The following is a 26,006-nucleotide window of genomic DNA, read 5'->3' as shown; positions in this document are numbered from 1 at the left end:
TGGTAATATTTGTTAGGTATTTATGAGGAGGTAAACTGATGAAAACATATGATGTTGTTGTTATTGGAGCAGGTCCTGGTGGCTTAACTGCTGCGCTTTATGCTTCACGTGCAAACTTGTCAGTAATGATTTTAGACCGTGGTATTTATGGCGGACAAATGAATAACACTGCAGAAATTGAAAATTATCCTGGTTTTGATTCAATTTTGGGTCCTGATTTGAGTGAAAAGATGTATAATTCATCAACTCGTTTCGGAGCTGATTTTGGATACGGGACAGTAGAATCAGTTGAAGATAATGGTGATGTTAAAGTTGTCCATACAGATGATGGTGACTATGAAGCTAAGGTCGTTATTATTGCTACTGGTTCACAATATAAGAAAATCGGTGTCCCTGGTGAAGAAGAGTTATCAGGACGTGGAGTTTCATACTGTGCTGTCTGTGATGGTGCATTCTTTAAGGATCAAGATGTAGCAGTAATTGGTGGTGGCGATTCAGCTGTTGAAGAGGGCGTTTATTTAACACAAATGGCTAAATCTGTAACTATTATTCATCGTCGTGATCAACTTCGTGCTCAAAAAGTTCTTCAAAATCGTGCCTTCAAAAATGATAAAATCAAGTTCGTTTGGAATGCTGATGTTAAAGAAATTACCAGCGAAAACGATAAAGTATCTGGTGTTAAGTATGTAGATAAAGAAACTGGTGAAGAACATGTTGTTCCTGCCAAAGGTGCTTTTATCTATGTTGGAATTCAACCAATGACAGAGCCATTTAAAAACTTAGGTATTTTAGATGCTGATGGCTGGATCGACACAAACGAAAATATGGAAACAAAAGTCTCTGGTATATATGCAATCGGGGATGTTCGTAAAAAGAGTCTTCGTCAAATTGCACTTGCTGTTGGTGAAGGTGGAATTGCTGGACAAGAAGCCTTTAACTATATTCAAACCTTAGGTGATAAAGTTTCAGCTAAATAATTAAGGGTCATATTGTCTGTTGGCAATATGGCTTTTTTTGCGATTAAAATTAAGTCAACGAAGCCTTTCTTTTTAAGTAATATTTAATTTTTAATTGTTAAACTTTACTAAATCAGTTTTTAATAGCCCTAGTAGATTGTTATAATAGAAAAATGTAAGGTCTTACAAATTAGGAGGACGAATTAATGTCTTGGCAAGAAACAATGCAAAATTGGCTTGATTATAAAGAGCTTGATCCTGAATTAAAACAACAATTATTGAAGTTAAAAGAAGATAAAGAAACTGCTCAAGAAGCATTTTATGCACCAATGGAATTTGGTACAGCAGGTATGCGTGGCTTGATCGGACCTGGTATCAACCGGATGAATATTTATACAGTTAGACAGGCAGCTGAAGGTTTAGCTGCTTTTATGGATACCTTGGACGAAGCTACTAAAAATCGTGGTGTTGCAATAAGTTATGATTCACGTTACTACTCACAAGATTTTGCTTTTGAATCGGCTAAAGTTTTGGGCGCACATGGAATCCACAGTTACGTTTTTGATTCACTGCGTCCGACACCTGAATTGTCGTTTGCTGTTAGAAATCTCAACACTTACGCTGGTATCATGATTACTGCCAGTCATAATCCTAAACAATACAACGGATTTAAGATCTATGGTCCAGATGGAGGTCAAATGCCTCCAGTTGAATCTGATAATATTACTAAATTTGTTCGTAAAGCTAGTGACCTATTCGCTATTAAGACAAAATCAATTACAGAATTACGTGATGAAAAGTTGATGGATCTAATCGGCGAAGATGTCGATTTAGATTATTTAGATAAGTTGGATACAGTCGTAGTTAACCATAAGTTGATCGAAGAAGTCGGTAATAAGATGAAATTTGTCTATACACCACTTCATGGAACCGGAAAAATGATCGCACCAAGAATTTTTCAAAAATTAGGTTTTCAAAACTTTACAATGGTAACTCAACAAGCAATTCTTGATCCTGAGTTTCCAACAACACCGGCACCAAACCCAGAGTTTGCTCAAACTTTTGATTTAGCTATCGAGAAGGGTAAAAAAATTGGTGCAAATATTTTGATTGCAACCGATCCTGATGCTGATAGATTAGGTGCAGCTGTTCGCCAACCAGACGATTCATATAAGTTGATGACAGGTAATCAAATTGCTTCAGTTCTTTTGAATTACCTATTAAGTGCAAAAAAAGAGCTTGGCACTTTGCCAACAAATGGGGCCGTTGCCAAGTCAATTGTTTCTTCAGAATTAGCAACTAAAATAGCTGAAAAATACAATGTTAAAATGTTCAATGTTTTAACAGGCTTTAAATACATTGCCGAAAAAATTGAAGAATTTGAAGAAACTGGCAGTCATGAGTTTTTGTTTGGATTTGAAGAAAGTTACGGTTATTTGGTTAAACCTTTTGTTCGTGATAAGGATGCTATGCAGTCAACGATCCTATTGGCTGAAGCAGCTGCCTATTACGAATCTAAAGGTAAAACAATTTATGATGCCTTGGAAGATCTTTATCAAGAATTCGGTTATTATCGTGAAAAGACCGTTTCTAAGACTTTTGCTGGTATTTCAGGTAAAGAACAAATGAAACAAATTATGGAGAAGTTCCATGAAGAAGGAATTAATGAAGTAAACGGTGTTAAAGTTGTCGAGTCAATTGATTACTTAAAAGACACTGATGTAACAGATTCTGGTACTAACAAGACAGGTTTGCCTAAGGCTGATGCAATGAAGTTTATCCTTGAAGATAACACTTGGATCGCCATTCGTCCTTCAGGTACTGAACCTAAGATGAAGTTTTATGTGGGAATTACAAGTGATAGTGACGAACATGCAGCACAAAAGCTCGCTGAATTCGCTAAGATCATTGAAAGTTGGGAATAACAAAAAAATAAGAAAGTAGAACAAAACATGTTCAGCTTTCTAGTATGATGAATAGGTCCAGTAATCCGATTTTAGATTACTGGACCTATTCGTCATTTATGGTTGTATATTTCGATACAAAATATTTTTATCCCAAATTCCTTATTTTTTTATATTCTCTTTTAATGATTTGTTAATTAATATTGTTATATAATGTGTGTTATGAAATGAGGGAGCATTATGAATCGGATTAAAAAAGACAGGGTAACGGCACTTATCATGCTGTTTGTATTTGGAGTTTCTTTAGTAGGAAATTTATTTAACGCTAGTAGTATACAAGCTGACACTACTAGTGGGGATGATTGGAAAACGCCGCAAACGGTTATTTTGGATGGTAGTGGTACGGAAGATATAACTAATATTGCAAATCTTTCAGGCTATACTTCACTAACGGCTAATTTTCATTGGGATATACCAGATGATGCTACCATCACGGATGGTGAGGTCCTAAAATTTAAAATTCCTGATAATGTACAACTTGATTTTGATAAAAGTGGATCAGATCAAGTTAAAGAATCGGCTTTTGGTAAGGTAGTTATTCCATATGATACAAGAGAAGGAACTGTTACTCTTAATGACTACTTTACACAGCCAGCCCATAATACTAATAGACACATAGATTTAAGTTTTTCAGGTAAAGGAATTAATAATTCAGGAGAAGACCCAGATCCAGATCCTGGTGACAAGGCATTTATGGTAAAAACAGGCTGGTCTAATGGCGACAGCACAACTATTCCTACTAAGATAACTTGGCAAACTGTTTTAAATCAAAATGTTAAAACAGTTTCGGGATTAGTAGTAACTGACAAAATTGGTGATGGACAAAAATTAGATCGTGATAGTTTAACTATCAGAGATAGCCATAATAATGATATTCAAGGTGTAGATATTTCATACACCGATGATGGTTTTACTTTGAACTTTACTAAACCAATAACTGACAAGATAGATATTATTTACAACACAGATATCACTTCAACTGTTAATTTTAATGATATTTACAGTTGGACAAATTATATAGAGAGTAGTTATACCGGTATCAGTGCCGATACAGGAGGAGATCCCGTCACGGTACCTGGTGATCCAGTAACAAATCATACTCCAACCGCAATTGTAAATTGGGGTAGTAGTTTGGGGGGATCTGGATATAACGGCTCAGTTGTTTTAAAGAAAGTGGATAAAACTACGGGTGCCTCTTTACAAGGAGCGGTATTTAGTCTAGTTAAGAGTGATGGATCAACGGTAAATGATGCCGAAGGTAATCCTGAATATCAAAATTTAACTACTGATAGCAATGGTCAAATCGCCGTTTCTAATTTACGAGCTGGTGATTATAAATTTATTGAAAGAACAGCTCCAGATGGTTATTTATTAAATTCGGATAACGAGCATGAATTTCAAATCACTACTTCTCAACAACTTCCAATTGAATTTGATGTCACTAATCAAAGAGATCCTTCAACAATTAAAGGAAATGTAGTTTTAAATAAGACTGCTTCTGATACAGGAAAGCCACTTGCTGGTGCTATTTTTGATTTGCAAAAATCTGATGGTACTAGTGTGGCAAAAGGTTTATCAACTAACGATGATGGACAGATAATTTACAGTAATTTACCAGTGGGTGATTACCAATTCGTCGAAACCACTGCTCCTACTGGTTATGATATTAATAAAACTAAATTAGGATTTACTATTTCTGATTCCCAGACGCAACCAAACTTAACAATGGTTGATAAAAAGACTTCTGACACTAGTAATCCAGGGACAAATGTTCCGGATACTACGGGAAAAGTTATTTTAACTAAATCAGATGCTGAAACTAAGTCAGTATTGCAAGGTGCAGTATTCAAATTAGAAAATTCTGATGGTAAAGTTCTAAAAAATAATTTAACGACCGATTCTGCGGGTCAGATAACTATTGATAATTTAGCATTTGGCAAATATCAATTTGTTGAAACAAAAGCCCCGGATAACTATGTTTTGAATCAAACTCCTATTCCATTTGATTTAAAATCAGGGACTGTTAATGTTTCAGCTACCAATAATAAAAAAGCTGACGTTATAGTACCAGTAGATCCAACAAATCCGGTTGATCCCGGCAACCCTAATGATCCAGAACCAACCATCCCAGATCCTGTAACACCGTTAACTCCAAGAGATTCTGTGAACCAAACTCCAAGTTTGCCTACTGATCCAGATTTTGTAAAGAATGGCACAGGAGTTAATAATCCTAGCCTACCTCAGTACTCAAAGACAAGTTCAAATAATTCTGCAGTTAACAAACAGGCTAAATTGCCACAAACAAGTTCGATTAGATCAACTTTTGCGGCGGTTGCAGGTAGCATGTTATTATTCTTAATTGCTTTAGAAGTATTCACAAAATATCGTAAACTTTAAAAAAAGTATCGTCTGAATAAACAGATGATACTTTTTCTTATACACTTTTTATAAGAAAGGAGGTATAATAGCCTATAATTAATTAATGAGGAGGTGCTATCATGGAACATATCACAGAACATAAGAATTCTTTTTCAGATATTTTATTTATTCTAGCAATATCAGCAGTAATTATCCTTTCATGGATATTGATTAACTTTGGGGCTCCAAAAGCCACCTTTTCATTATTCTTTAAGCTGCTGGATCTTGTTTTAGCGGCAGCCATTATCGGAGTCGGCATAAAATTTAATTTAAAAAAATAGTAAATTAGTATAAAATGCTTGGTGAAAATAAATTCATCAAGCATTTTATTTTTTTGTAGTGAGTGGTCACTTACTTGAGTTACAATAATATATATATTAATTTGGGGGAGATTTTATTTTGTCGACGAATCAACATATGGTGATAATTTCTTTGGATTCAATGGGATTTAGGGATATTAATGAACATCAAAATGAATTACCAACTTTAAATAAACTAGTTAACGGAGGAACTTGGGTGAAGTCAGTTACTGGTATTTATCCTACTTTGACTTATCCTTCGCACACGACAATTATTACTGGACAATATCCCAGTGTTCATGGAATTGTTAATAACACCAAAATTCAACCGGAACGTCGTTCACCAGATTGGTATTGGTATCAAGGCGACGTTAGATCCACAACACTATATGATTTGGCTCGTCAAAAAGGATTAACCACGGCATCATTTTTGTGGCCAGTAACGGCGGGAAGCAAAATAAATTATAATTTAGCTGAAATATTTCCAAATAGAATTTGGACTAATCAAGTATTAGTATCATTACGTGCTAGTTCACCATTATTTTTATTAAAAATGAATCACAAATATGGCAAATTGCGTAATGGAATCAAACAGCCGCAACTGGATGAATTTATTACAGCTTGTGCGGTTGATACCATTGAAAATAAGAAACCAAACTTAACAATGGTTCATTTAGTTGACATGGACAGTATGCGTCATCGTTATGGTGTGCGCTCTAAAGAAGCTATGGAGGCGTTACATCGCTTAGATAACCATGTTTCTCAACTGGTCGAAGCAACTAAGAAAGCCGGAACTTTTTCTGATACTAATTTTGTTATTTTAGGAGATCACTATCAAATTAATGTTGATAAGATGATTCATTTGAATACCTTATTTGCAAGAAAAGGCTGGCTAACTACTAGAAAGAACCAAACTTTTGAATATAATTGGTCAGTTATGGCGAAAAGTTGTGATGGATCAACATATATTTATACACGTAATTTTAAACACTTAGATGAATTAAAAGAACGTATTGCTAGAGTGGAAGGTATTGAACATATTTATACACAAGATGAAGCAATAAAACGTGGAGCAGATCCAGCATGTACCTTTATGATCGAAGCCAAGGCAGGATATTACTTTACTGATGAAAGTAATCGACCAACAATAGTTGAACAAGTTGATCCAGATACTTTGGGAGAACCAGATCGTTATTGTGGTGTTCATGGATATGATCCTGATAAACCTGGTTATCAAACAACTATCTTATTTAATGGACCAGCCGTTAACGAAGGAAAAACAATTGAGAAGGCAGACTTGGTCGATGAGGCACCTACTTTTGCCAAATTACTTGGTTTAGAGTTTAAAGAAAAATTAGCGGGTCATTTGATTGAGGGCGTTTTAAAACAATAGGGGGATTTTATGAGATTTAATAAACAGCAATGGAGCTGGATCTTTTATGATTGGGCTAATTCTGGATATGGAATTATTGTCACTACTGCAGTGTTGCCAGTTTACTTCAAGTCCGTTGCACAAAATGGAGGCGTTACACCAGCCAATGCCACAGCTTATTGGGGCTATGCCAATAGTTTTGGAACATTATTAGTATCGATCCTAGCACCTGTTTTAGGAGCTTTAGCCGATTATCCTAAATCTAAAAAAAGAATGCTCAATATCTTTGCTCTTTTGGGAGTCTGTATGACCTTTTTGCTGGGTATTATACCGTCAACACAATGGTCTTGGCTTTTGGGAGTTTATATCCTATCAATTATTGGCTACTCTGGTGGTAATTTATTTTATGATAGTTTTATAACAGATGTATCGAGTGATAAAGATATGGATATATTGTCCTCATATGGTTATGGATTTGGTTATCTTGGAGGCGTTTTAGCGTTCATTTTATTCCTGATGCTACAATTGACTAGTGGTTTTGGTATGTTAAGTAGCTATGGTGTTGCCCGGTGGAGTTTTGCCTTAGCCGCTGCTTGGTGGATAATTTTTTATATTCCATTGATTAAAAATGTTCATCAAAAATATTCACTAAAAGCAAATTCGAAACCACTTTTATCTAGTTTTAAAAGGGTCTTTGAAACCTTGAAGCATATTAAAAAATATAAAGCTGCTGCCTGGTTCCTTGTTGCGTATTTCTTCTATATTGATGGAGTTGATACGATCTTTACTATGGCAACTTCTATTGGGATGGATATGGGAATTACGACAACTACTTTAATGATTGTTCTACTAGTAGTGCAATTGATTGCCTTTCCGTTTTCGATTCTTTACGGTTGGCTTGCCAATAAAACATCCACTCGAACGGGAATTTTTATTGGAATTATTTTATACTTCTGTATTTGTCTGTACGCATTAAAATTAAAAACAACCACGGATTTTTGGATCTTGGCAATTTTAGTTGGGACTAGTCAGGGTGGTATTCAGGCGCTTAGCCGTTCATATTTTGGACGTCTGATCCCCAAAAATTCTGGTAGTGAGTTCTTTGGCTTCTATAATATTTTAGGAAAATTCTCAGCTGTCATGGGACCAGTTTTGGTAGGTATTGTTACGCAAATTACTGGTAAATCAACGATTGGAGCCGCTTCTTTAAGTATTCTATTTTTGATAGGTTTAGTTATCTTTGCCTATTTACCAAGGCTTAGTGCCAGCAGGTAAGATAGTGGCGAAAATATGTTCGGTATGGTAATATAGAACCAATATAATTGTGTCTAACGCAAATTACATCTAATTCATATTTGAGTTAGGTGTCTTTTTTATCTTTGGAGGGTATGTCTGTGATAGATCGAGTAGACGATAACAAATTTGATTTGGTTTCTAAGTATTCACCAGCTGGGGATCAAGCTCAAGCAATAGAAAAAATTACACAAGATTTTAAAGATGGTGACAAAGAGGTTATTCTAGAAGGCGCAACTGGTACTGGTAAAACTTTTACAATGGCTAATGTAATCAAAAATCTTAATAAACCGACGTTGATAATTTCACATAATAAGACTTTAGCAGGTCAGTTGTATGGTGAGTTTAAAGAATTTTTCCCTAATAATGCAGTCGAATATTTTGTTAGTTACTATGATTATTATCAACCAGAAGCTTATGTTCCTTCGAGTGATACATATATCGAAAAAGATTCTAGTATCAATGACGAAATTGATAAATTACGACACTCCGCTACTAGTTCACTTTTAGAAAGAAATGATGTTATTGTTGTGGCTTCAGTTTCTTGTATCTTCGGTTTAGGTGATCCAAGAGAATACGCTGATAGCATTATTTCATTGCGTGTGGGTCAAGAACTTTCTCGTAATAAACTATTGGAAGAATTAGTTGATAATCAATTTGAGAGAAATGACATTGACTTTCAACGTGGACGTTTCCGTGTACGCGGGGATGTTGTTGATATTTTCCCAGCTTCTCGAGACGATAATGCGATTCGCATTGAATTTTTCGGGGATGAAATCGATAGAATTATCGAAATGGATGCATTAACTGGAGAGATCAAAGGTCAAATGGATCATATTGGTATTTTCCCAGCAACTCACTTTATGATCTCTGATTCAAAAATGGAAGAAGCTCTAGATAGGATTCAAAAAGAGATGGAAGTACAAGTAGCTAAGTTTACTAAAGAGGGTAAACTGCTAGAAGCACAACGTATCAAACAACGTACTGAATACGATATTGAGATGATGCGTGAAATGGGCTATACATCTGGTATTGAAAATTATTCTCGCCATATGGAAGGTCGTGCTGAAGGTGAACCTCCATTTACTTTGATCGATTTCTTCCCTAAAGATTTCAATATTATGATCGATGAATCTCACGTTACAATGCCGCAGATTCGTGGGATGTATAACGGAGACCGTGCTAGAAAACAGATGCTGGTAAATTATGGATTTAGATTGCCTAGTGCGCTTGATAACCGTCCGCTGAAACTAGAAGAATTTGAAGAACATGTCAATAGGATCCTTTATGTTTCAGCAACTCCAGGTCCATACGAAATGGAGAGAACTAATCACGTTGCCGAACAAATTATTCGACCAACTGGGCTGCTCGACCCTGTTATTGAGGTTCGTCCAATCATGGGACAGATTGATGATTTAGTTGGTGAAATAAACGATCGTGTTGCTAAACATGAACGTGTCTTTGTCACAACTTTAACTAAGAAAATGGCTGAGGATCTGACAGACTACTTTAAAGATCTAGGTATTAAAGTTAAATATTTGCATAGTGATATTAAAACCCTTGAACGAACAAAAATAATTCGTGATTTACGACTAGGTAAATTCGATGTACTTATCGGAATCAATTTGCTTCGTGAAGGTATCGATGTGCCGGAAGTCTCATTGATTGCAATTCTTGATGCTGATAAAGAAGGATTTCTACGTGCTGAAAGATCATTGGTACAAATTATTGGACGTGCTTCTCGTAATGAACACGGTCGAGTTATTATGTATGCCGATTCAGAGACCGATTCAATGAAAGCGGCAATAACTAAGACAGCTCGTCGTCGTAAGTTGCAAATGGCATTTAATGAAGAACATGGCATTACGCCAAAAACAATTGTTAAACCGATCAGAGACGCTATATCAATGTTCCAAAAAGTTGACAACAAAGCATCTGAAACTGAAAAAATTGATGATGATCTGGACTTTACAGACATGACTAAAAAAGAGCAAAAGGAATTGCTATCTAATTTACAAGAGCAAATGGAAGCGGCAGCTAAAAAACTTGATTTTGAGGCTGCGGCCAATTTACGTGACACGATTCTGGAATTAAAGGCGGAAATGAAGTAATTATGTTAAATGATAAAATTGTAATTCATGGAGCAAGAGCTCATAACTTAAAAAATATTGATGTAACTATCCCTAGGAATAAACTAGTTGTTATGACTGGTTTATCAGGTTCTGGAAAAAGTTCGTTAGCATTTGATACTTTATACGCAGAAGGTCAGCGTCGTTATGTTGAAAGTTTGTCATCATATGCTAGACAATTTTTAGGTCAAATGGATAAACCTGACGTCGATTCAATTGATGGATTGAGTCCAGCAATTTCGATCGATCAAAAGACTACTTCTAAAAATCCTCGTTCAACTGTGGGAACTGTCACGGAAATAAATGATTATTTACGTTTATTGTGGGCACGTGTAGGAACACCAATCTGTCCAAATGATGGGACTGTAATTACAAGCCAATCAGCTCAACAGATGGTTGATGCAATCTTAAAATTAGATGAAGGTACTAAATTACAAGTATTATCTCCAGTAATTAGGGCTAAACGTGGTCAGCATAAAAAGGCTTTAGCACAAATTCAAAAACAAGGCTATGTCAGAATCAGAGTTGACGGCGAAGTTCATGATGTTGGTGAAGAACTTGAACTAGATAAGAATAAGAAACATGATATTGATGTTGTTGTCGATAGGATCGTGATAAATGACCATGTTAAGTCACGTTTATTTGATTCCGTTGAAGCCGCCTTGCGTTTATCTGACGGCTATATGAATGTTGATGTTATTGGTCAGGACATGATGGTCTTTTCAGAGAAAAACGCCTGCCCAATTTGTGGTTTTACTGTTGGTGAATTAGAGCCAAGACTATTTTCATTTAACGCCCCATTTGGAGCATGTGATAATTGTGATGGTTTGGGAATCAAACTTGAGGTTGATATTGATCTTGTAGTTCCTGACCAAAGTGTGACTTTAGCACAGGGAGCAATTATTCCTTGGAATCCAATTAGTTCGCAATACTATCCACAAATGCTGGCACAAGCTTGTAAAGAATTTAAAATTGATATGGATGTTCCCTTTGAAAAGTTATCAGATCGTGCTAAAAATATTGTTTTATATGGTTCAGATGGTAAGACATTCCATTTTCACTATGAGAATGATTTTGGAAACGTACGTGATGTAGATGTTCCTTTCGAAGGAGTTATCCCTAACATAAATCGCCGTTACCATGAAACAAATAGTGATTTCACTCGTGAAGTAATGCGTAAATATATGACTGAACTTACTTGTCCAGTTTGTCATGGTAAGAGATTAAATGAGAAGGCCTTGGCTGTTAAAGTCAACGGTCAAGATATTGCAGAAGTATCTAATATGTCTATCAAAGATGAACTACCATTCTTTAAGGCAATAACCTTAGGTGAACAAAAAACAGTTATCGCTAAACCTATTTTAAAAGAAGTCGACGATCGTTTGACCTTCTTAATAAATGTCGGATTAGATTATTTAACTTTATCTCGTTCAGCTGGTACTTTATCTGGTGGTGAAGCACAACGTATTCGTTTGGCAACACAGATTGGTTCTAATTTGTCTGGCGTTATGTATATTTTGGACGAACCATCAATTGGTCTGCATCAAAGAGATAATAATCGATTGATCAGTTCATTGAAGAAAATGCGTGATCTCGGTAATACCTTAATTGTTGTTGAACATGACGAAGATACGATGTTAGCTGCCGACTATTTGATCGATGTAGGTCCTGGTGCCGGAGAAAAAGGTGGACAAATCGTGGCTGCGGGTACACCTAAACAAGTTATGCGCAGCGCTAAATCTTTAACTGGTAAATATTTATCGGGTAAGAAGTTTATACCAGTACCTTTGGAGAGAAAGCCTGGTAATGGTGACTTTGTTGAAGTCTACGGTGCAGAAGAAAACAATTTAAAGAAAATCAATGTTAAATTCCCATTAGGGAAGTTTATTTCAGTAACCGGAGTTTCCGGATCTGGTAAATCTACTTTAGTAAATACTATTTTGAAACGTGCTTTGGCACAAAAAATGAATCGTAATTCTAATAAACCTGGTAAATATAAGAAAATTACTGGATATGACAAGCTTGAAAAAATGATTGCCATTGATCAGAGTCCAATCGGACGTACACCAAGAAGTAATCCAGCAACATATACAGGCGTATTTGATGATATTAGAGATCTTTTTGCACAAACTAATGAAGCTAAGTTACGTGGATATAAAAAAGGCAGATTCTCATTTAACGTTAAAGGTGGACGCTGTGAGAACTGTCATGGTGATGGAATTATTAAAATTGAAATGAATTTCTTGCCAGATGTCTACGTACCATGTGAAGTTTGTCATGGCACACGTTATAATTCAGAAACACTTGAAGTTACATATAAGGGTAAAAATATTGCTGAAGTTTTAGATATGAAAGTTGAAGATGCTTTAGATTTCTTTAGTAATATTCCAAAGATCAGAAGAAAGCTACAAACAATTGTTGATGTTGGTTTGGGCTATGTTTCTATGGGTCAATCAGCAACGCAATTATCCGGTGGTGAAGCTCAGCGTATGAAATTAGCCTCTGAACTATATAAAAAATCTAGCGGTAGTAATTTCTACATTCTAGATGAACCAACAACAGGACTTCATACAGATGACATCAAGCGCTTATTAGGGGTATTGCAACGTTTAGTTGATGAAGGTAACACTGTTTTAGTTATCGAACACAATTTAGATGTCATTAAGTCTTCCGACTGGGTGATCGACTTAGGTCCTGAAGGTGGAGAAGGCGGCGGCCAAATCGTTGCCACAGGTACACCTGAAGAGATTTGTAAGGTTAAAGAAAGTTACACTGGCCAATATTTAAAACCTATTTTGGAACGTGATACCAAGCGTACAATTGAAGCAAAGAACAAATAAGAGAGTTTTGTAATTAAAAATTTTCTTATAGATCGAGGTAATTTAAATGGCAAAAATTTTTATAACTGGTTCGACAGATGGTCTAGGGATGCTGGCAGCCAAACAATTAATAAAAGTCGGTAATGATGTGTATCTTCATGCTAGAAATGAGAGTCGGGCAATTGATGCACGTGTTCAAGTACCATATGCAAAAGAAATTTTGATTGGCGATTTGGCATCTAAAAGTGAAGTTAAAAATCTGGCAAAGCAGATGAATGAAATAGGTCCATTTGATACGGTTATCTATAACGCTGGAATTAGTTCAAATAATAAAAGAAGTATTTTTAAAGTTAATGTTTTAGCTCCGTATATGCTGACAGCACTAACTACTAAGCCTAAGAGGATCATCTATATATCTTCAAGCATGCATAAAGGGGCTAAACTTGATTTAGATAATCTGGAAAATGATACAGACTATTCTTCTTCAAAATTACAAATCTTAATGTTAACCAAAGCACTTAGCAGAAAATGGCAAGTAGCTGTCAACGCGGTTGATCCTGGCTGGGTACCAACTAAGATGGGCGGGCCAAATGCTAATGATGATTTGATTGAAGGTTACACTAGTCAAGTTTGGCTGGCTACTTTAGATGACCCTAAAGTAACTGGAAAATATTTTTACCATATGAGACCCGATGACTATGATAAAAGAGTCGACAATGTATCATTACAAGATGAATTTTTAGAAAAAATTGCTAGTATTTCGGGAATAAAATTACCTAATTAAGAATTTTTATAGGATCAATAATCTGCTTTTTAAGATTGTTGACCCTATTTTTTTAGTCCTAGAATTTCGGTTAGATATAGTTTCATACTTTCTCATTAGTTAGTATGTCCTTAAAAATGACACACCAGGACTGTTGTGGTATGCTAATATCTGAATGTGAGGTGCACTTATGTCAAAGGACGTGCTTAATTTAGTTATTGTGACTGGTATGAGTGGTGCAGGTAAAACTGTCGCTATGCAGTCTTTTGAGGATTTAGGATATTTTTGTATTGATAATATGCCACCTAATTTATTACCTAAATTTTGGGAATTAGTTCATGAATCTGGGACGATAAATAAGGTCGCTTTGGTTGTTGATATTCGCTCTCGGGCATTTTACGATGAAATATTTTCCATGGTTTCACAAATGGATGAGGATGAACAAGAAAAACAACAAAAAGTTAATATGAAGATCCTATTTTTGAACGCTTCTGATGAAGAATTAGTTTCAAGATATAAAGAAACACGTCGTAGCCACCCGTTAGCTATGGAAGGTCGTTTGTTAGACGGTATTCAAAAAGAGCGTGAACTTTTATCAGAAATTAAAAGTCGTGCCCAAGTAGAGATCGATACAACTGATTTAACACCGCGCCAATTGCGTGAAGAAATTTTTTCTAACTTTCAAGAAAGTTCAGCCGTACCTACATTTCATATTGAAGTTATGTCATTTGGATTTAAGTATGGTCTGCCAATTGATGCAGATATCGTTATGGACGTTAGATTTTTAAAAAATCCATACTATATTGATAGCTTAAAAGCTAAAACTGGATTAGATAAGCCGGTTTACGATTATGTTATGAATGATGATCAGACCGAAACATTTTATAAAAAATTATATGATTTATTTGAATACATTGTTCCAGGATACAAAAAAGAAGGTAAAACTAGTTTAACAATAGCCATTGGTTGTACTGGTGGACAACACCGATCAGTTGCGATTGCTCAACGACTAGGAACCGATTTAAAAGAAAAATACTATGTCGATATTAGTCACCGTGATATGGACAAATCTCAAAAGAAGGTAATTGAAGATGCCAACAAATAGGATAGTTCGTGTTGTTAAGGGGCGTCGTCCAAAAGTTGTTGTTATAGGTGGGGGAACTGGTTTGCCAGTTGTATTAAATAGTTTAAGAAATAAAGATGCGGATATTACTGCAATCGTTACTGTGGCAGATGATGGGGGATCTTCTGGTATTATCAGAAACTACATTAACGTTGTTCCGCCAGGGGATATTAGAAACGTTTTAGCATCTTTGTCAGATTTGCCTAAAGTTGATTTAGACGTTTTTCAATATCGCTTTAATACAAACGATGATTTCTTTTCTGGACATGCGATCGGAAATTTAATCATCGCTGCACTTACTGAAATGTCACCTAACATTTTTGATGCTGTTCAAGAACTATCCAAAATGATGAAAGTTGATGGTCATGTATATCCGGCCAGCAACACTAAATTGACATTAAATGCTGAATTCACAGATGGGACGACGATTGCTGGGGAGCATGAGATCACTCATTCTGGAAAGCATGTTAAACGTGTCTGGGTAACTGATTCAGATGATCCTAAGGAAGTTCCTAAATCGTTATTGCCAGTCGTTGCCTCAATTATGCAGGCCGATGTGGTCGTATTAGGTCCTGGTAGTTTATTTACCAGTATTTTACCTAATTTGATGATTAGTGATTTAGGTGAAGCGGTTAGACAGACACCAGCTGAAGTCGTTTATATTTGTAATATTATGACGCAAATTGGTGAAACAGAAGGATTTACAGATGCAGATCATGTGAATGTTTTAAACGAACATTTGGGTGGTAATTATATCGATACCGTACTTGTCAATACTCGTGAGATTCCTAAGAATTATATGGATCATAAAAAGTATGACGAATATATTAAACAAGTAAAACCTGATTTTAAAGGCCTTCGTGATATGGGATGTCGAGTTATTCAAGATGACTTTTTATCTTTGCATGATAAAGGTGCCTTTCATGATGGAAATAAAATTGCTAGAGAGATTTTAAATTTAGCCTTTCAATCAGGTAATAGAAAAAATGAGGTGAGACACTAGTGGCTTCTTATGCAAGTGAAGTAAAGAAGGAACTCACTAGTTTGGAAGTTCATCCCGAACATGCCCGTGTTGAATTATCAGCACTTTTGAGAATGAATGGTTCGCTTAGTTTACAGAATCATCATTTTGTTTTGACCGCACAGACGGAAAATCCGGCCATTGCCAGAAGAATATTTTCTTTGATCAAGCAAAAATATGGGATGGAATCGGAACTTTTGGTTCGTAAGAAAATGAAGTTAAAAAAGAATAATCAGTATTTGGTTCGTTTGAAATATGATACGAATAAAGTTTTGACTGATTTAGGAATTTTAGATGAGACTGGTTTATCAATTAATACAGATGTTCCAAAAGATATTTTAAATGAAGATCAGCGAATGAGATCTTATTTAAGAGGTGCTTTTTTGGCAACGGGAAGTGTTAATAATCCGGAAACATCACGTTATCATTTAGAGATTTATTCTTTATATGAATCTCACAATGAAAGTATTGCCAAAATGATGAATCATTTTGGATTGAACGCTAGAATTACTAAGCGTCGTAATGGTTACATCGTTTATTTGAAGGAAGCAGAAAAGATCGCTGATTTTCTACAAGTTATCGGTGCAACTAATGCAATGCTCAAGTTTGAAGATATCCGAATCGTTCGTGATATGCGTAATTCAGTAAATCGTTTAGTTAACTGTGAGAATGCTAATATCAATAAAACTGTTGAAGCTGCGGAACGTCAGATCAATAACATTAAACATCTTCAAACAACAGTTGGACTTGATTCACTGCCTCAAAAGTTACAAGAAATTGCGATATTGAGACTGGATAATCCAGAAGTATCCTTAAAAGAATTAGGAGAAATGGTGCCTAGTGGAGCAATTTCCAAGTCTGGTATTAATCATCGTTTAAGAAAAATAAATCAGATTGCTGAAAGCGCCCAAGTATAAGTTAAAAAAGGTCAACACTTGTGAAAAATTAAAAATTTCACGTGTCGACCTTTTTATTTTTTTGAAAATTGCTATAATTAATTGACTTTTCAGGGAGGGATTTTTTTGAATAAATCTAGAGTTGAGGCATTTACAGATGCTGTTATAGCAATTATTTTAACGATCATGATTTTAGAATTTAAGACACCAGATTCAGCTAAGCTATCAGCTATTTTTCCGCAGATACCGTATATGATCTCATATGCAGTCGGCTGGTTATTTATAGGGATTGCTTGGTACAATCATCATTATATGTTTACTAAAACAAAGGTTGTTACTAGGAAAATTTTTTGGATCAATAATACATGGATGTTTACGACATCATTTATTCCGGTGGCAACAGCTTGGATAGGGCGGAATTTGAATGCCCAGGGACCAGAGATATTTTACGCGATAGTATATTTCTTGTGGTCACTTGCATATGCATATCTTACTCACGCAATTGCGAAAGCTAATGAAGAAGCCGGACATACAGAAATTGCTACAAGTATTCGTGATATGAAAATATATCGTTTTTTAACTAACTGGAAATTTGTTGGAGCTGAAATTATTGTCTGGGTATTGATCCTAATTTTCATGCCGAGATTACAGATGTTATTAATAGCATTTCAAGTTATATTTGTTGGTGGTAACGTTAATCAAGATAGTGACAAATTGTTTAGTTAATGAAAAAATAAATTACAGAATCATAGTTAAGCAAAAAGGGTCAATAATCGGATTGGATTATTGGCCCTTTGAATTTATATATTGAAACGCGTGACATAAGGCAGAGACACCTAGGCTATGCTCAGTCTCTAAGCGCCTTAAGTAACGCTCTATTTGTTTTTACCAAACAAATGGAATCAATTCTTTAGTATTTTTTTGATAGTCGCTAAAGGCTTTTCCATAATGATGCTGTAAGTATTTATCGTCGTTTGGAATATAACTAAAAATAAAGAGTGAAATCAAAAAGATCGGAATAAGCAAACTCCACCAGTTACATGTAGTTAATGCCAGTCCAGTTACCCAGAGCACATCTCCAAAATAATTAATGTGAATAGCATATTTGAAAAGTCCACCTGTGTATAATTTTCCTTTATTATTAGGATCATCTTTAAAAGGCTTTCTCAATAATTCAGAAGTAGTATTGAGAGCTGATCCGATGATAAATAACAGCCAACCAATAATTATTATGCCAATATTGATCTCACCAAAGATAGCTAGAATTGGAAATCCTAAATAATATAAACCAAAAGCAAGTCCATTACCGATTGCCTCTTTAAAACTGATCCCTCGAGGAAGCCAGAAAAAGATCATAGCATTCAATCTTAAAAAAGTTATACTGATCATTATGTTAATATTAGAAATCATGAAATTATCGAAATTACCTAAAATTAACCAATAAACAATCATTAAGTAAATAATTTGAATTGTTAGTAAAAATATTTTAGCTTTGGTAGTTTTCCTATGTATTCCGTACATTTTGATCCTTCTTCTTATCTTTAACAAGAATTGCAAAAATGAATCCTAGGATTGCCATAATGCAGAAGAATGTAAATACATAATGGTATCCTATTAGACCTGTATTGGCCGGTAAGCCGTGTTTTTGATTAGATGCAACAAGTATTAGTGTTGCCAGTGAAACGCCTAGAGAACCCAATAATTGACGAACCGTTGTGATAATAGCAGTTCCATGTGGAATTAACTCTTCTGAAAGTGAATTACCGCCAAGAGTAGTAGCCGGCATCATTACAAAGGCATTTCCACCTTCGATCAACATGGCAATTAAAATCATTGGGATCAATCCTAATTTTCGATTTAGGATGAATAATAAGAACCAGCCAATAACGATCATCGACATGCCAGAGATCAAAGTTGATTTAAAACCGATTTTGTCAGCCAATTTACCAGTTAGTGGATTTAGAATACTTAATAAAATAGCTGGTGGAACTAGAGCAAGTCCGGATACCAAAATAGAAGTGTGTAAAATATTTTGATAATATAATGGATAAATAATTGTTACAACGATTAAAGAGATATAAGAAAAACCAGTAAGTAATACAGCTAAATCAAAATTGAAATTTCCCATAACTTTTAAATCTAACAAAGGTTCTTTTTTAGTCAATTGACGATAAATAAATAAACCTGTCAAAATAAGACTTGCGGCTAGAAGTATTAATAAATTAGTACTCAATTTATGTGTAACACCAGCTTGATTTACTACATAAAGTAAACCGATCAAACCGAATAAATAAATGATTGAAATAGAATCTAGTTTTACTTTGTGACGAGGCATGACATCTTTAATATAAATTGATCCAATAATAAAAATTACGATCATAATAAGTAAAAAGATAATAAATAAACCTTGCCATTTCAAAAAGTTTAATACAATTCCTGAAATAATGGGACCGGATGCTAATGCTGAACCCATGACTAAACCGGCGAACCCCATCGTGGTACCACGGTTTTCTTCTGGTGTTATTGCCAGAAGCACTGATTGAAACGATGGAAATAAGATGCCGACCCCAATAGCCTCTAACGCTCTTCCTAGCATAGCCATAGGGAAGTTGTTAGCGGTAATGATAACTAAAGTTCCTACCGCAAAAATAGCGACAACTCCTAGAAATATTTTTTTGAATGAAATATTATTTAATAACCAGGGACTGATCGGCATCATAATGCACATTATCAGCATAAAGCCAGTTGTTAGCCACTGAATTGTCGGTGCAGTGACACCAAAGAATTTCATAAGGGTTGGATAGGCCGTAGATAATGATGATTGACTGATAGACATAGTAAAAGTACCAGACAAAAGTGTGATGATGAATAATTTACGGCTTAAGGAATCTTTTATAGTAGTCTCCATAATAATCCTCCTTTTGTTCTCCTAAACTTAATTTAAGGATAGCCTAAATGGATGAAACTGTCTAATGGCAACAAAAAAGCACAGAATGCAAATATTCTGTGCCGGGAAAACTAAATTATTTATCAGCTTTTTCTTTGTTGATCATAATATTATCGATCAAACCATAATCTTTAGCTTCTTGGGCTGTCATGTAGTTGTCACGATCAGTATCCTTTTGAAGTTTTTCAAATGATTGACCAGAATTATCAGCCAAGATGTGATTTAATCTCTTTCTTGTCTTCAAAATCTCTTGAGCGGCAATTTCAATCTCTGTTTGTTGTCCTTGAGCACCACCTAATGGTTGATGAATAAGAACAGTTGAGTTTGGAAGAGCAAAACGTTTGCCCTTTGTACCGGATGACAAGATAACACTTCCCATTGAAGCGGCTAGGCCAGTAGCAATTGTTTGAACATCTGATTTAACAAAGTTCATTGTATCAACAATAGCTAATCCATCGGTAACAGAGCCACCTGGTGAATTGATATACATTGAAATATCTTTGTCTGAGTCTTGTGCGTCAAGGAAAAGCAATTCAGCAATGACTGTATTAGCCATTTGACTGTTAACCTCACCTGATAACATAATGATTCTGTCTTTTAATAATCTTGAATAAATATCATAGGCACGTTCGCCACGTGAGCTTTGTTCAATAACTGTAGGAACTAACATAAAATGCCTCCTATTTTTAATTAGCACTCTTAATAGTACAGTGCTAATTTAGCATACTATCTTAAAGGGGTCAACAAACAAACCTCGAGAATATAAAAAAACTCCCGAATTGGGAGTTTAAGCTTATTTACTTCTGATTTCTTCAAGTTTTGCATGGTATGCTTGAGCATTTTTCTTAACTTGTTCAAAGTCACCTTTGGCAGCTGGTCCAACTAAATTACCACCAGCACCAACAAGTGTAACGCCTTTGTCAAACCATTCTTCCATATTATCTAAACTTACGCCACCAGTAGGCATGATGCTTACCTGTGGGAATGGAGCTTTAACAGCTGAAACAAATCCTTGTCCAACAACACTGCCTGGGAATACTTTCACAATATCTGAACCGTAAGTCATAGCAGTTTGGATCTCTGTTATTGACATGCAGCCAGGTGTGTAAGGAATTTCATAAAGATTACATAACTTAGCAACTTCTTTGTTGAATGAAGGACTAACAATGAAATCTGCGCCAGCCATAATAGCAATACGAGCAGTAGTAGGGTCAAGCACTGTACCAGCACCGATACATGCATCGGGATCATCCTTATAATCTTCTTTAAGATCAGCGATAATTTTGTCAGCTTCTGGGGCTGTGAAAGTTAATTCAATACCTTTAACTCCACCATCGATACAAGCTTTAGCAGCTTTGTAGGCCTCTTCTTTGGAAGCACCACGGACAACTGCAACAACACCAGTTTTTTCCATTTTTTTCAGAATATCAACTTTTTGCATAAAAGTTCACCATTTCCTTATAATAAATTTACTTTTCCTTTTAGAAATTATATACTCATTATAGCGCTTTCCTTAAATGTATCAAGTGGAGGACATATAATTGGTAGAATCAAAAAGCTATGGAACCGTTTTAATTAAAGCAAAAGCTATTTTGGATTATTTAATGGAACATGATTCAGGACTAACTTTGAAAGAAATTCACGAAGGTATGGAGATGTCTAAATCTACTACTTTAAAGATTTTGACTACTATGTGTGAATTAGATCTTTTGTGGAGAAATGATGAAGATAAAAAGTATCACTTAGGTGCTGAATTGATCGGACTGGGTCAAAAGGCATTGGCTGATTTCAATATTCATCAAATTGCTTTGCCATATTTAAAAGAATTACGTAATGCAACTGAAGAAACAGTTCATTTGGGTGTTGAAATTGCTGATCACGTTGAATTTCTAGAAAAATTGGAAAGCCCTAGAAGTGTCAATTTGAAATCTAAAATTGGTGGACGTTTAAATCTCTATTGTTCTGCTATGGGGAAAGCAATAATGGCTACTAAAAACCCAGAAGAGCTTGATGATTACTTCAATCGTAACCCGTTAGATCCATTAACTAAGTTTACTGTTGTTAATCGTAAATCTTTAATGAAGCAAATTGATATTGTTAGACGAAACGGCTATTCAATTGATGACCGTGAAAATGAGGTCGAAGTGTTCTGTATTGGAACTGCATTAATGAAGCATGACCAAGTTTATGGTGCATTTAGTGTAAGTACTCCATATTATAGAATGGATGAAGATCGAGAAAAACGTATAATAAAGTTAGTTTTGGAAACTAAAAAGAAGATAGAACAAGCTATTTAAAAAAGAGTATTCATATGAATTAATCTCCTAAAACGAGATAAATTCTCTGGGTACTCTTTTTTTATTAAAATTCAATATAACATGACATAAAAAATGCCATAATCGGTAAATTTTCCTTATGATAAGTGAACTAAACTTTGTGATTTTATGAATTATAATTTAGATGTTATAAACATAACTTCAGGGAGCAACACAATGGCCAATATCAAGCTATCGAAGTCACAAAAAGTGACAATCGCAGGGGTAACATTTTTTTCAGCAATTATTCTAGGCGGACTAAATACTACTAATGTAAGTGCCGCAATTGAAAATTCAACTGCCGATCAAGCAGTCGAGCAAACTAATACAGGAACTACAAGCTCAGGGACAGATCCAAAAATAACATCAGCCGATACAGGGTCGGATAATGGTGTTAATACATCTGGACAAACTGATTCAAATATTGATACAGGGAGTACAGTATCTGGATCAGACAGTGGCGCAGGGGCTACTGGTACAGATGGTAATTTAGAAGCTACTAATTCAGGGTCGAATACAGGGAATAATCAATTATCAAGTAATAATGTAAGTTCATATTCCGCAACGCCAGTCGCAACTGCAGCTACAGAGGTTCCAGTTGCTGATTCACAGGGGAATACTATTGATTGGAATAATAGAGAATACTATGATTCTAGTGCTAATAGTGGATTAATTATTAATTATAAGGTTCAAGGTACTGATGGTTCAGAAACTGGTGATATGCATGATCAACGAGGCCAAGTGTATATAGCTGGCAACTCAGGGGATACTGTTGATTTAACAAAATCTTTACCACAAGGCTATACCTTTGTTGATGACTCTGATAAAGATCAAACAATAGGTAATGCATATGATGGTCAAGATGCACAATCATATATTGATAGTATTACTAAAGTAATTTATGTTATTAGGTCTGAAGGGAGTACTAGTCAGTTTATTCCCTCACTTTTTCAATTTAAATATAATGACGTTAATTTACCAGTAAATTATTTTGGGTATTTAAATGAAAATGTAAACTCATCTCAAAGTATAAAAGCACCAACTCCAGTAGGATTCTTGAAAGATCAATCTACACCACCAAGTGGCATATTGATTAGCAATTTGCTTTTTAACGGAATGCATTCATCTGTAAGTTCAGTAGAAATTTTTAAAGATAATAAGACCGAAATGCCAAACCTAGTCAACTTTAAACTAGGTGATACGACTATAAGCTCAACTACAACTGACGCAACCAAACTTGGTGATAGCGTAGAGGTTACAGCACCAGAAGGTTATACCTTTGCTGATGGATCTACTACAAAATCTGTAACGATTGGTACTGCCAGTCCAATGTATATGGCATATTATGCAACGTTAGGGATCACCGACATTGATCCGTCGATCCATGATTTGGAAGTTGTAAAGTCACCAGAGATTAAATCTGATGAAACCGTTAATTTGAATGTCGATGATTCGACTTGGAGTCCAGAATCAGCTTATGATGCTGTTAATAGTACCGATGCAAGTGGAGTTGCAATTCCATATGCAAAGTTGTCGGTTACTATTAAAAAGGTTGGTAGTGACACTCCAGAAACTAGCTCGACAATAGATCAAACTAAACCGGGTAAATATGTTGTTACTTATTCGTACAATGGCGTTTCTTCAACTACAAATGTTAATGTAACTCAAACGCCCACTATAAGTTCAGCTCCATCATATGATGTACTTAATGATTCAGCAATATCGTGGAAAAAAGCTGTTGAAAGTGCATATTTAAATGGTAATGACGAAAATGGTGATTCAATAGCTTATAATGATTTGACCGTAACTATTGACGGTTCACCTGCAAGTGAGTTCGAGCAGACAGTTGGTGATCATAAGGTTGTCTATTCGTATAGTTATGGCGATAATCAAAGTGCTACATCTGAAACAACATTACATATTAAACAGAACCCAACCATTGCAGTTAATGGTAACTATTTTAAATTAGGAACAAGTACAGATGTTTTTAATTTTATAAACACAAATGAGGCTCTTGATGAAAATGGAACGACTATCACTAAAGACAATCGTAATCTTTCGTATGTTATTAATGGAACTGCTTATTCTTATAAGGACACATACAAATTTTCTAAATTAGGATCGGATAATACTTTTAATGTTGTTTATAAATATTATTTAAATAGTGACGAAAAATCTAGTAAGACAGGAGCTCAATTTATTGTTTATCAAGATCCAATGATAAATATAACTAATGATAAAGATACGGTTTTGGTTGATGATACAGCTCCTGTATCAAAATGGTTTAAATCGAGTACAGATGAATTTGGTAATGATTTTAATTATGATAACGATTCACTTACAGTGATTGTTGACGGTCAAGCTGTTGATAAAGTTTCTAACTTAGACACTTCTAAAGTAGGGAAACATACAATTACTTATAACTATAAATATATTAGTGGAATGGATTATTCTACGTCTACTATGATATATTCAAATGCCACTAAAACTGTGGAAGTTAGTGTTAAAGATCCTGATTCAATGGATCTAACTGCAATTAATATCCATAATTCTACTATTCACGTAGGTGATTCGTGGAATCCAGAAGATAACTTGGATAGTGCTACTGATGCTGATGGAAAAGCAGTTGAATTAGATGGTTTAATCATGACAAATAATGTCGATACGACAAAAGCTGGAACGTACACTGCAACTTATTCATTAAACAATGTATCAGAAGTGGCTACTATTACAGTTTTACCAAAGTCAACGACTAATCCGGGAACACCATCGAATGACAAAGAATGGTTAATTAATGCACCTTATTTAGTAAAAGCAGACGGTTATACACAAATTTATAGTTCGCCATCTACAACCACCCCCGTTGCCACTCGCCAATTAGCGCATGATACTGACTGGATGGTGGGATTGGCAGTTCAAAATAGTGAAGGAACTTTCTATCAAGTTTCAACCAGTGAATGGGTAAAAGCAGAAGATATGTGGGCTTTTCAACCAATTGCTGATGTAGTTTACTCAATTGATCCTGATAATACTGAAGTATTTAGTACAGTAGATTCAAGCAAAACTACAGATATCAATTTAAGTTACCAAACCGCATGGTTAGTTGATCGGATTGCTGTTGATAATGATGGCAATACTTGGTATCGAGTTGGAACGAGCAATTATGTTAAAAAATCAGATGTTACTAAAACAGCTCCTGATACTACATCTAACGGAATTGTTCAGTTAACTGGTACAGGCAACATTCCACTATACAATTTGGATTATTATGGAAATATTAAGAGAGCTTCACGTAGTGTTTCTAGTGGAACAAATTGGATATCAAATAATCATCGTGAATTTAAAGGAACTACTTATCATCAAATTTCCAATTCCGAATGGGTTTCTGAACTTGATTCAGTATTTAAAAAACAGTAATAAAAAACCTCAACCAAAATTTTTGGCTGAGGTTTATTTTTTTTATCCAGATTTATTCACCTGGTTTGTAGTCTTTATCAATAATCAAGATAGGTTTGATAGTCATACCACTAACTGAATCTGCATCAGCTTCATTGATTTGTTCGAAGTCATAAAACTTCTCTGTCAAATCAAATGGGAAGACACCTAATTTGTAAAATTCGATCAAACGTGGAATATCAACTTGAGGAATTGAATCTCCCATGTTTACTCCGACGATCTTCTTGTCATCAAC

Annotated in this window: 19 protein-coding genes and 1 pseudogene; 15 read left to right on the top strand and 5 right to left on the bottom strand. The window is 35.1% G+C overall.

The genetic code is table 11. The annotated features are described in order from the left end of the window. The first annotated feature begins 35 nt into the window (after positions 1-35). From trxB to EKM77_RS07270, 13 genes are all read left to right on the top strand, one after another. A complete protein-coding gene (gene trxB, locus EKM77_RS07330; RefSeq protein WP_164507748.1) occupies positions 36-977 on the top strand; it encodes a thioredoxin-disulfide reductase in 942 nt (313 codons plus the stop codon). Between the two features lie 185 nt (positions 978-1,162). Further along, positions 1,163-2,881: a phospho-sugar mutase gene (locus EKM77_RS07325; RefSeq protein WP_125593406.1), complete on the top strand. Its 1,719-nt coding sequence runs from the start codon at positions 1,163-1,165 to the stop codon at positions 2,879-2,881. Positions 2,882-3,100: 219 nt separating this feature from the next. Continuing rightward, on the top strand, positions 3,101-5,317 hold the full coding sequence (locus EKM77_RS07320) for an MSCRAMM family protein (protein WP_125593405.1): 2,217 nt from the start codon (positions 3,101-3,103) through the stop codon (positions 5,315-5,317). Between the two features lie 101 nt (positions 5,318-5,418). Then, positions 5,419-5,619, top strand: a complete 201-nt coding sequence (locus EKM77_RS07315) for a hypothetical protein (protein ID WP_125593404.1) — start codon at positions 5,419-5,421, stop codon at positions 5,617-5,619. A 118-nt stretch (positions 5,620-5,737) separates the two neighbouring features. Next, positions 5,738-7,030 (top strand): alkaline phosphatase family protein, encoded by a 1,293-nt coding sequence (locus EKM77_RS07310; protein WP_125593403.1) that lies wholly within the window; start codon positions 5,738-5,740, stop codon positions 7,028-7,030. Between the two features lie 9 nt (positions 7,031-7,039). After that, on the top strand, positions 7,040-8,284 hold the full coding sequence (locus EKM77_RS07305) for an MFS transporter (protein ID WP_125593402.1): 1,245 nt from the start codon (positions 7,040-7,042) through the stop codon (positions 8,282-8,284). Between the two features lie 119 nt (positions 8,285-8,403). Next, a complete protein-coding gene (gene uvrB, locus EKM77_RS07300) occupies positions 8,404-10,413 on the top strand; it encodes an excinuclease ABC subunit UvrB (RefSeq protein WP_125593401.1) in 2,010 nt (669 codons plus the stop codon). A 2-nt stretch (positions 10,414-10,415) separates the two neighbouring features. Next, positions 10,416-13,271, top strand: a complete 2,856-nt coding sequence (gene uvrA, locus EKM77_RS07295) for an excinuclease ABC subunit UvrA (protein ID WP_125593400.1) — start codon at positions 10,416-10,418, stop codon at positions 13,269-13,271. A 46-nt stretch (positions 13,272-13,317) separates the two neighbouring features. Beyond that, positions 13,318-14,034: an SDR family NAD(P)-dependent oxidoreductase gene (locus tag EKM77_RS07290; RefSeq protein WP_125593399.1), complete on the top strand. Its 717-nt coding sequence runs from the start codon at positions 13,318-13,320 to the stop codon at positions 14,032-14,034. Positions 14,035-14,203: 169 nt separating this feature from the next. Continuing rightward, positions 14,204-15,118 (top strand): RNase adapter RapZ, encoded by a 915-nt coding sequence (gene rapZ / locus EKM77_RS07285; protein ID WP_125593398.1) that lies wholly within the window; start codon positions 14,204-14,206, stop codon positions 15,116-15,118. Further along, a complete protein-coding gene (locus EKM77_RS07280; RefSeq protein ID WP_125593397.1) occupies positions 15,105-16,139 on the top strand; it encodes a gluconeogenesis factor YvcK family protein in 1,035 nt (344 codons plus the stop codon). The genes rapZ and EKM77_RS07280 overlap by 14 nt, the downstream gene beginning before the upstream one ends. Then, positions 16,139-17,074 (top strand): DNA-binding protein WhiA, encoded by a 936-nt coding sequence (gene whiA, locus EKM77_RS07275; protein WP_125593396.1) that lies wholly within the window; start codon positions 16,139-16,141, stop codon positions 17,072-17,074. The genes EKM77_RS07280 and whiA overlap by 1 nt, the downstream gene beginning before the upstream one ends. A gap of 105 nt (positions 17,075-17,179) precedes the next feature. Then, positions 17,180-17,779 (top strand): TMEM175 family protein, encoded by a 600-nt coding sequence (locus EKM77_RS07270; protein WP_125593395.1) that lies wholly within the window; start codon positions 17,180-17,182, stop codon positions 17,777-17,779. A 159-nt stretch (positions 17,780-17,938) separates the two neighbouring features. Here the strand turns inward: EKM77_RS07270 and EKM77_RS07265 are convergent, their stop codons facing one another. The 4 genes from EKM77_RS07265 to EKM77_RS07250 form a co-directional block, all read right to left on the bottom strand. Continuing rightward, positions 17,939-18,574 (bottom strand): methyltransferase family protein, encoded by a 636-nt coding sequence (locus EKM77_RS07265; RefSeq protein WP_125593394.1) that lies wholly within the window; start codon positions 18,572-18,574, stop codon positions 17,939-17,941. Then, complete coding sequence (locus tag EKM77_RS07260; protein WP_125593393.1) at positions 18,558-19,961, bottom strand: MFS transporter; 1,404 nt, start codon at positions 19,959-19,961, stop codon at positions 18,558-18,560. Before EKM77_RS07260 ends, EKM77_RS07265 begins: the two co-directional genes overlap by 17 nt. 115 nt (positions 19,962-20,076) lie before the next feature. Beyond that, on the bottom strand, positions 20,077-20,670 hold the full coding sequence (clpP, locus tag EKM77_RS07255) for an ATP-dependent Clp endopeptidase proteolytic subunit ClpP (protein WP_125593392.1): 594 nt from the start codon (positions 20,668-20,670) through the stop codon (positions 20,077-20,079). Between the two features lie 123 nt (positions 20,671-20,793). Continuing rightward, a complete protein-coding gene (locus EKM77_RS07250) occupies positions 20,794-21,441 on the bottom strand; it encodes a bifunctional 4-hydroxy-2-oxoglutarate aldolase/2-dehydro-3-deoxy-phosphogluconate aldolase (RefSeq protein ID WP_125593391.1) in 648 nt (215 codons plus the stop codon). A gap of 100 nt (positions 21,442-21,541) precedes the next feature. Between EKM77_RS07250 and EKM77_RS07245 the strand changes: the two genes are divergently transcribed. After that, a complete protein-coding gene (locus EKM77_RS07245; RefSeq protein WP_125593390.1) occupies positions 21,542-22,297 on the top strand; it encodes an IclR family transcriptional regulator in 756 nt (251 codons plus the stop codon). A gap of 195 nt (positions 22,298-22,492) precedes the next feature. Next, entirely contained in the window at positions 22,493-25,732 is a 3,240-nt protein-coding gene (locus EKM77_RS07240; RefSeq protein WP_164507736.1) for a bacterial Ig-like domain-containing protein, read from the top strand. Between the two features lie 52 nt (positions 25,733-25,784). On the opposite strand, the pseudogene EKM77_RS07235 reads toward EKM77_RS07240, so the two are convergent. After that, positions 25,785-26,006, bottom strand: a pseudogene (locus EKM77_RS07235) (NAD(P)-dependent alcohol dehydrogenase); the annotation flags it as partial.

This window comes from Companilactobacillus baiquanensis (assembly GCF_003946605.1).
GTDB classification, from domain to species: domain Bacteria; phylum Bacillota; class Bacilli; order Lactobacillales; family Lactobacillaceae; genus Companilactobacillus; species Companilactobacillus baiquanensis.
Note: the sequence above shows the minus strand (reverse complement) of the source record. Positions and strands in the feature narration are given on the sequence as shown.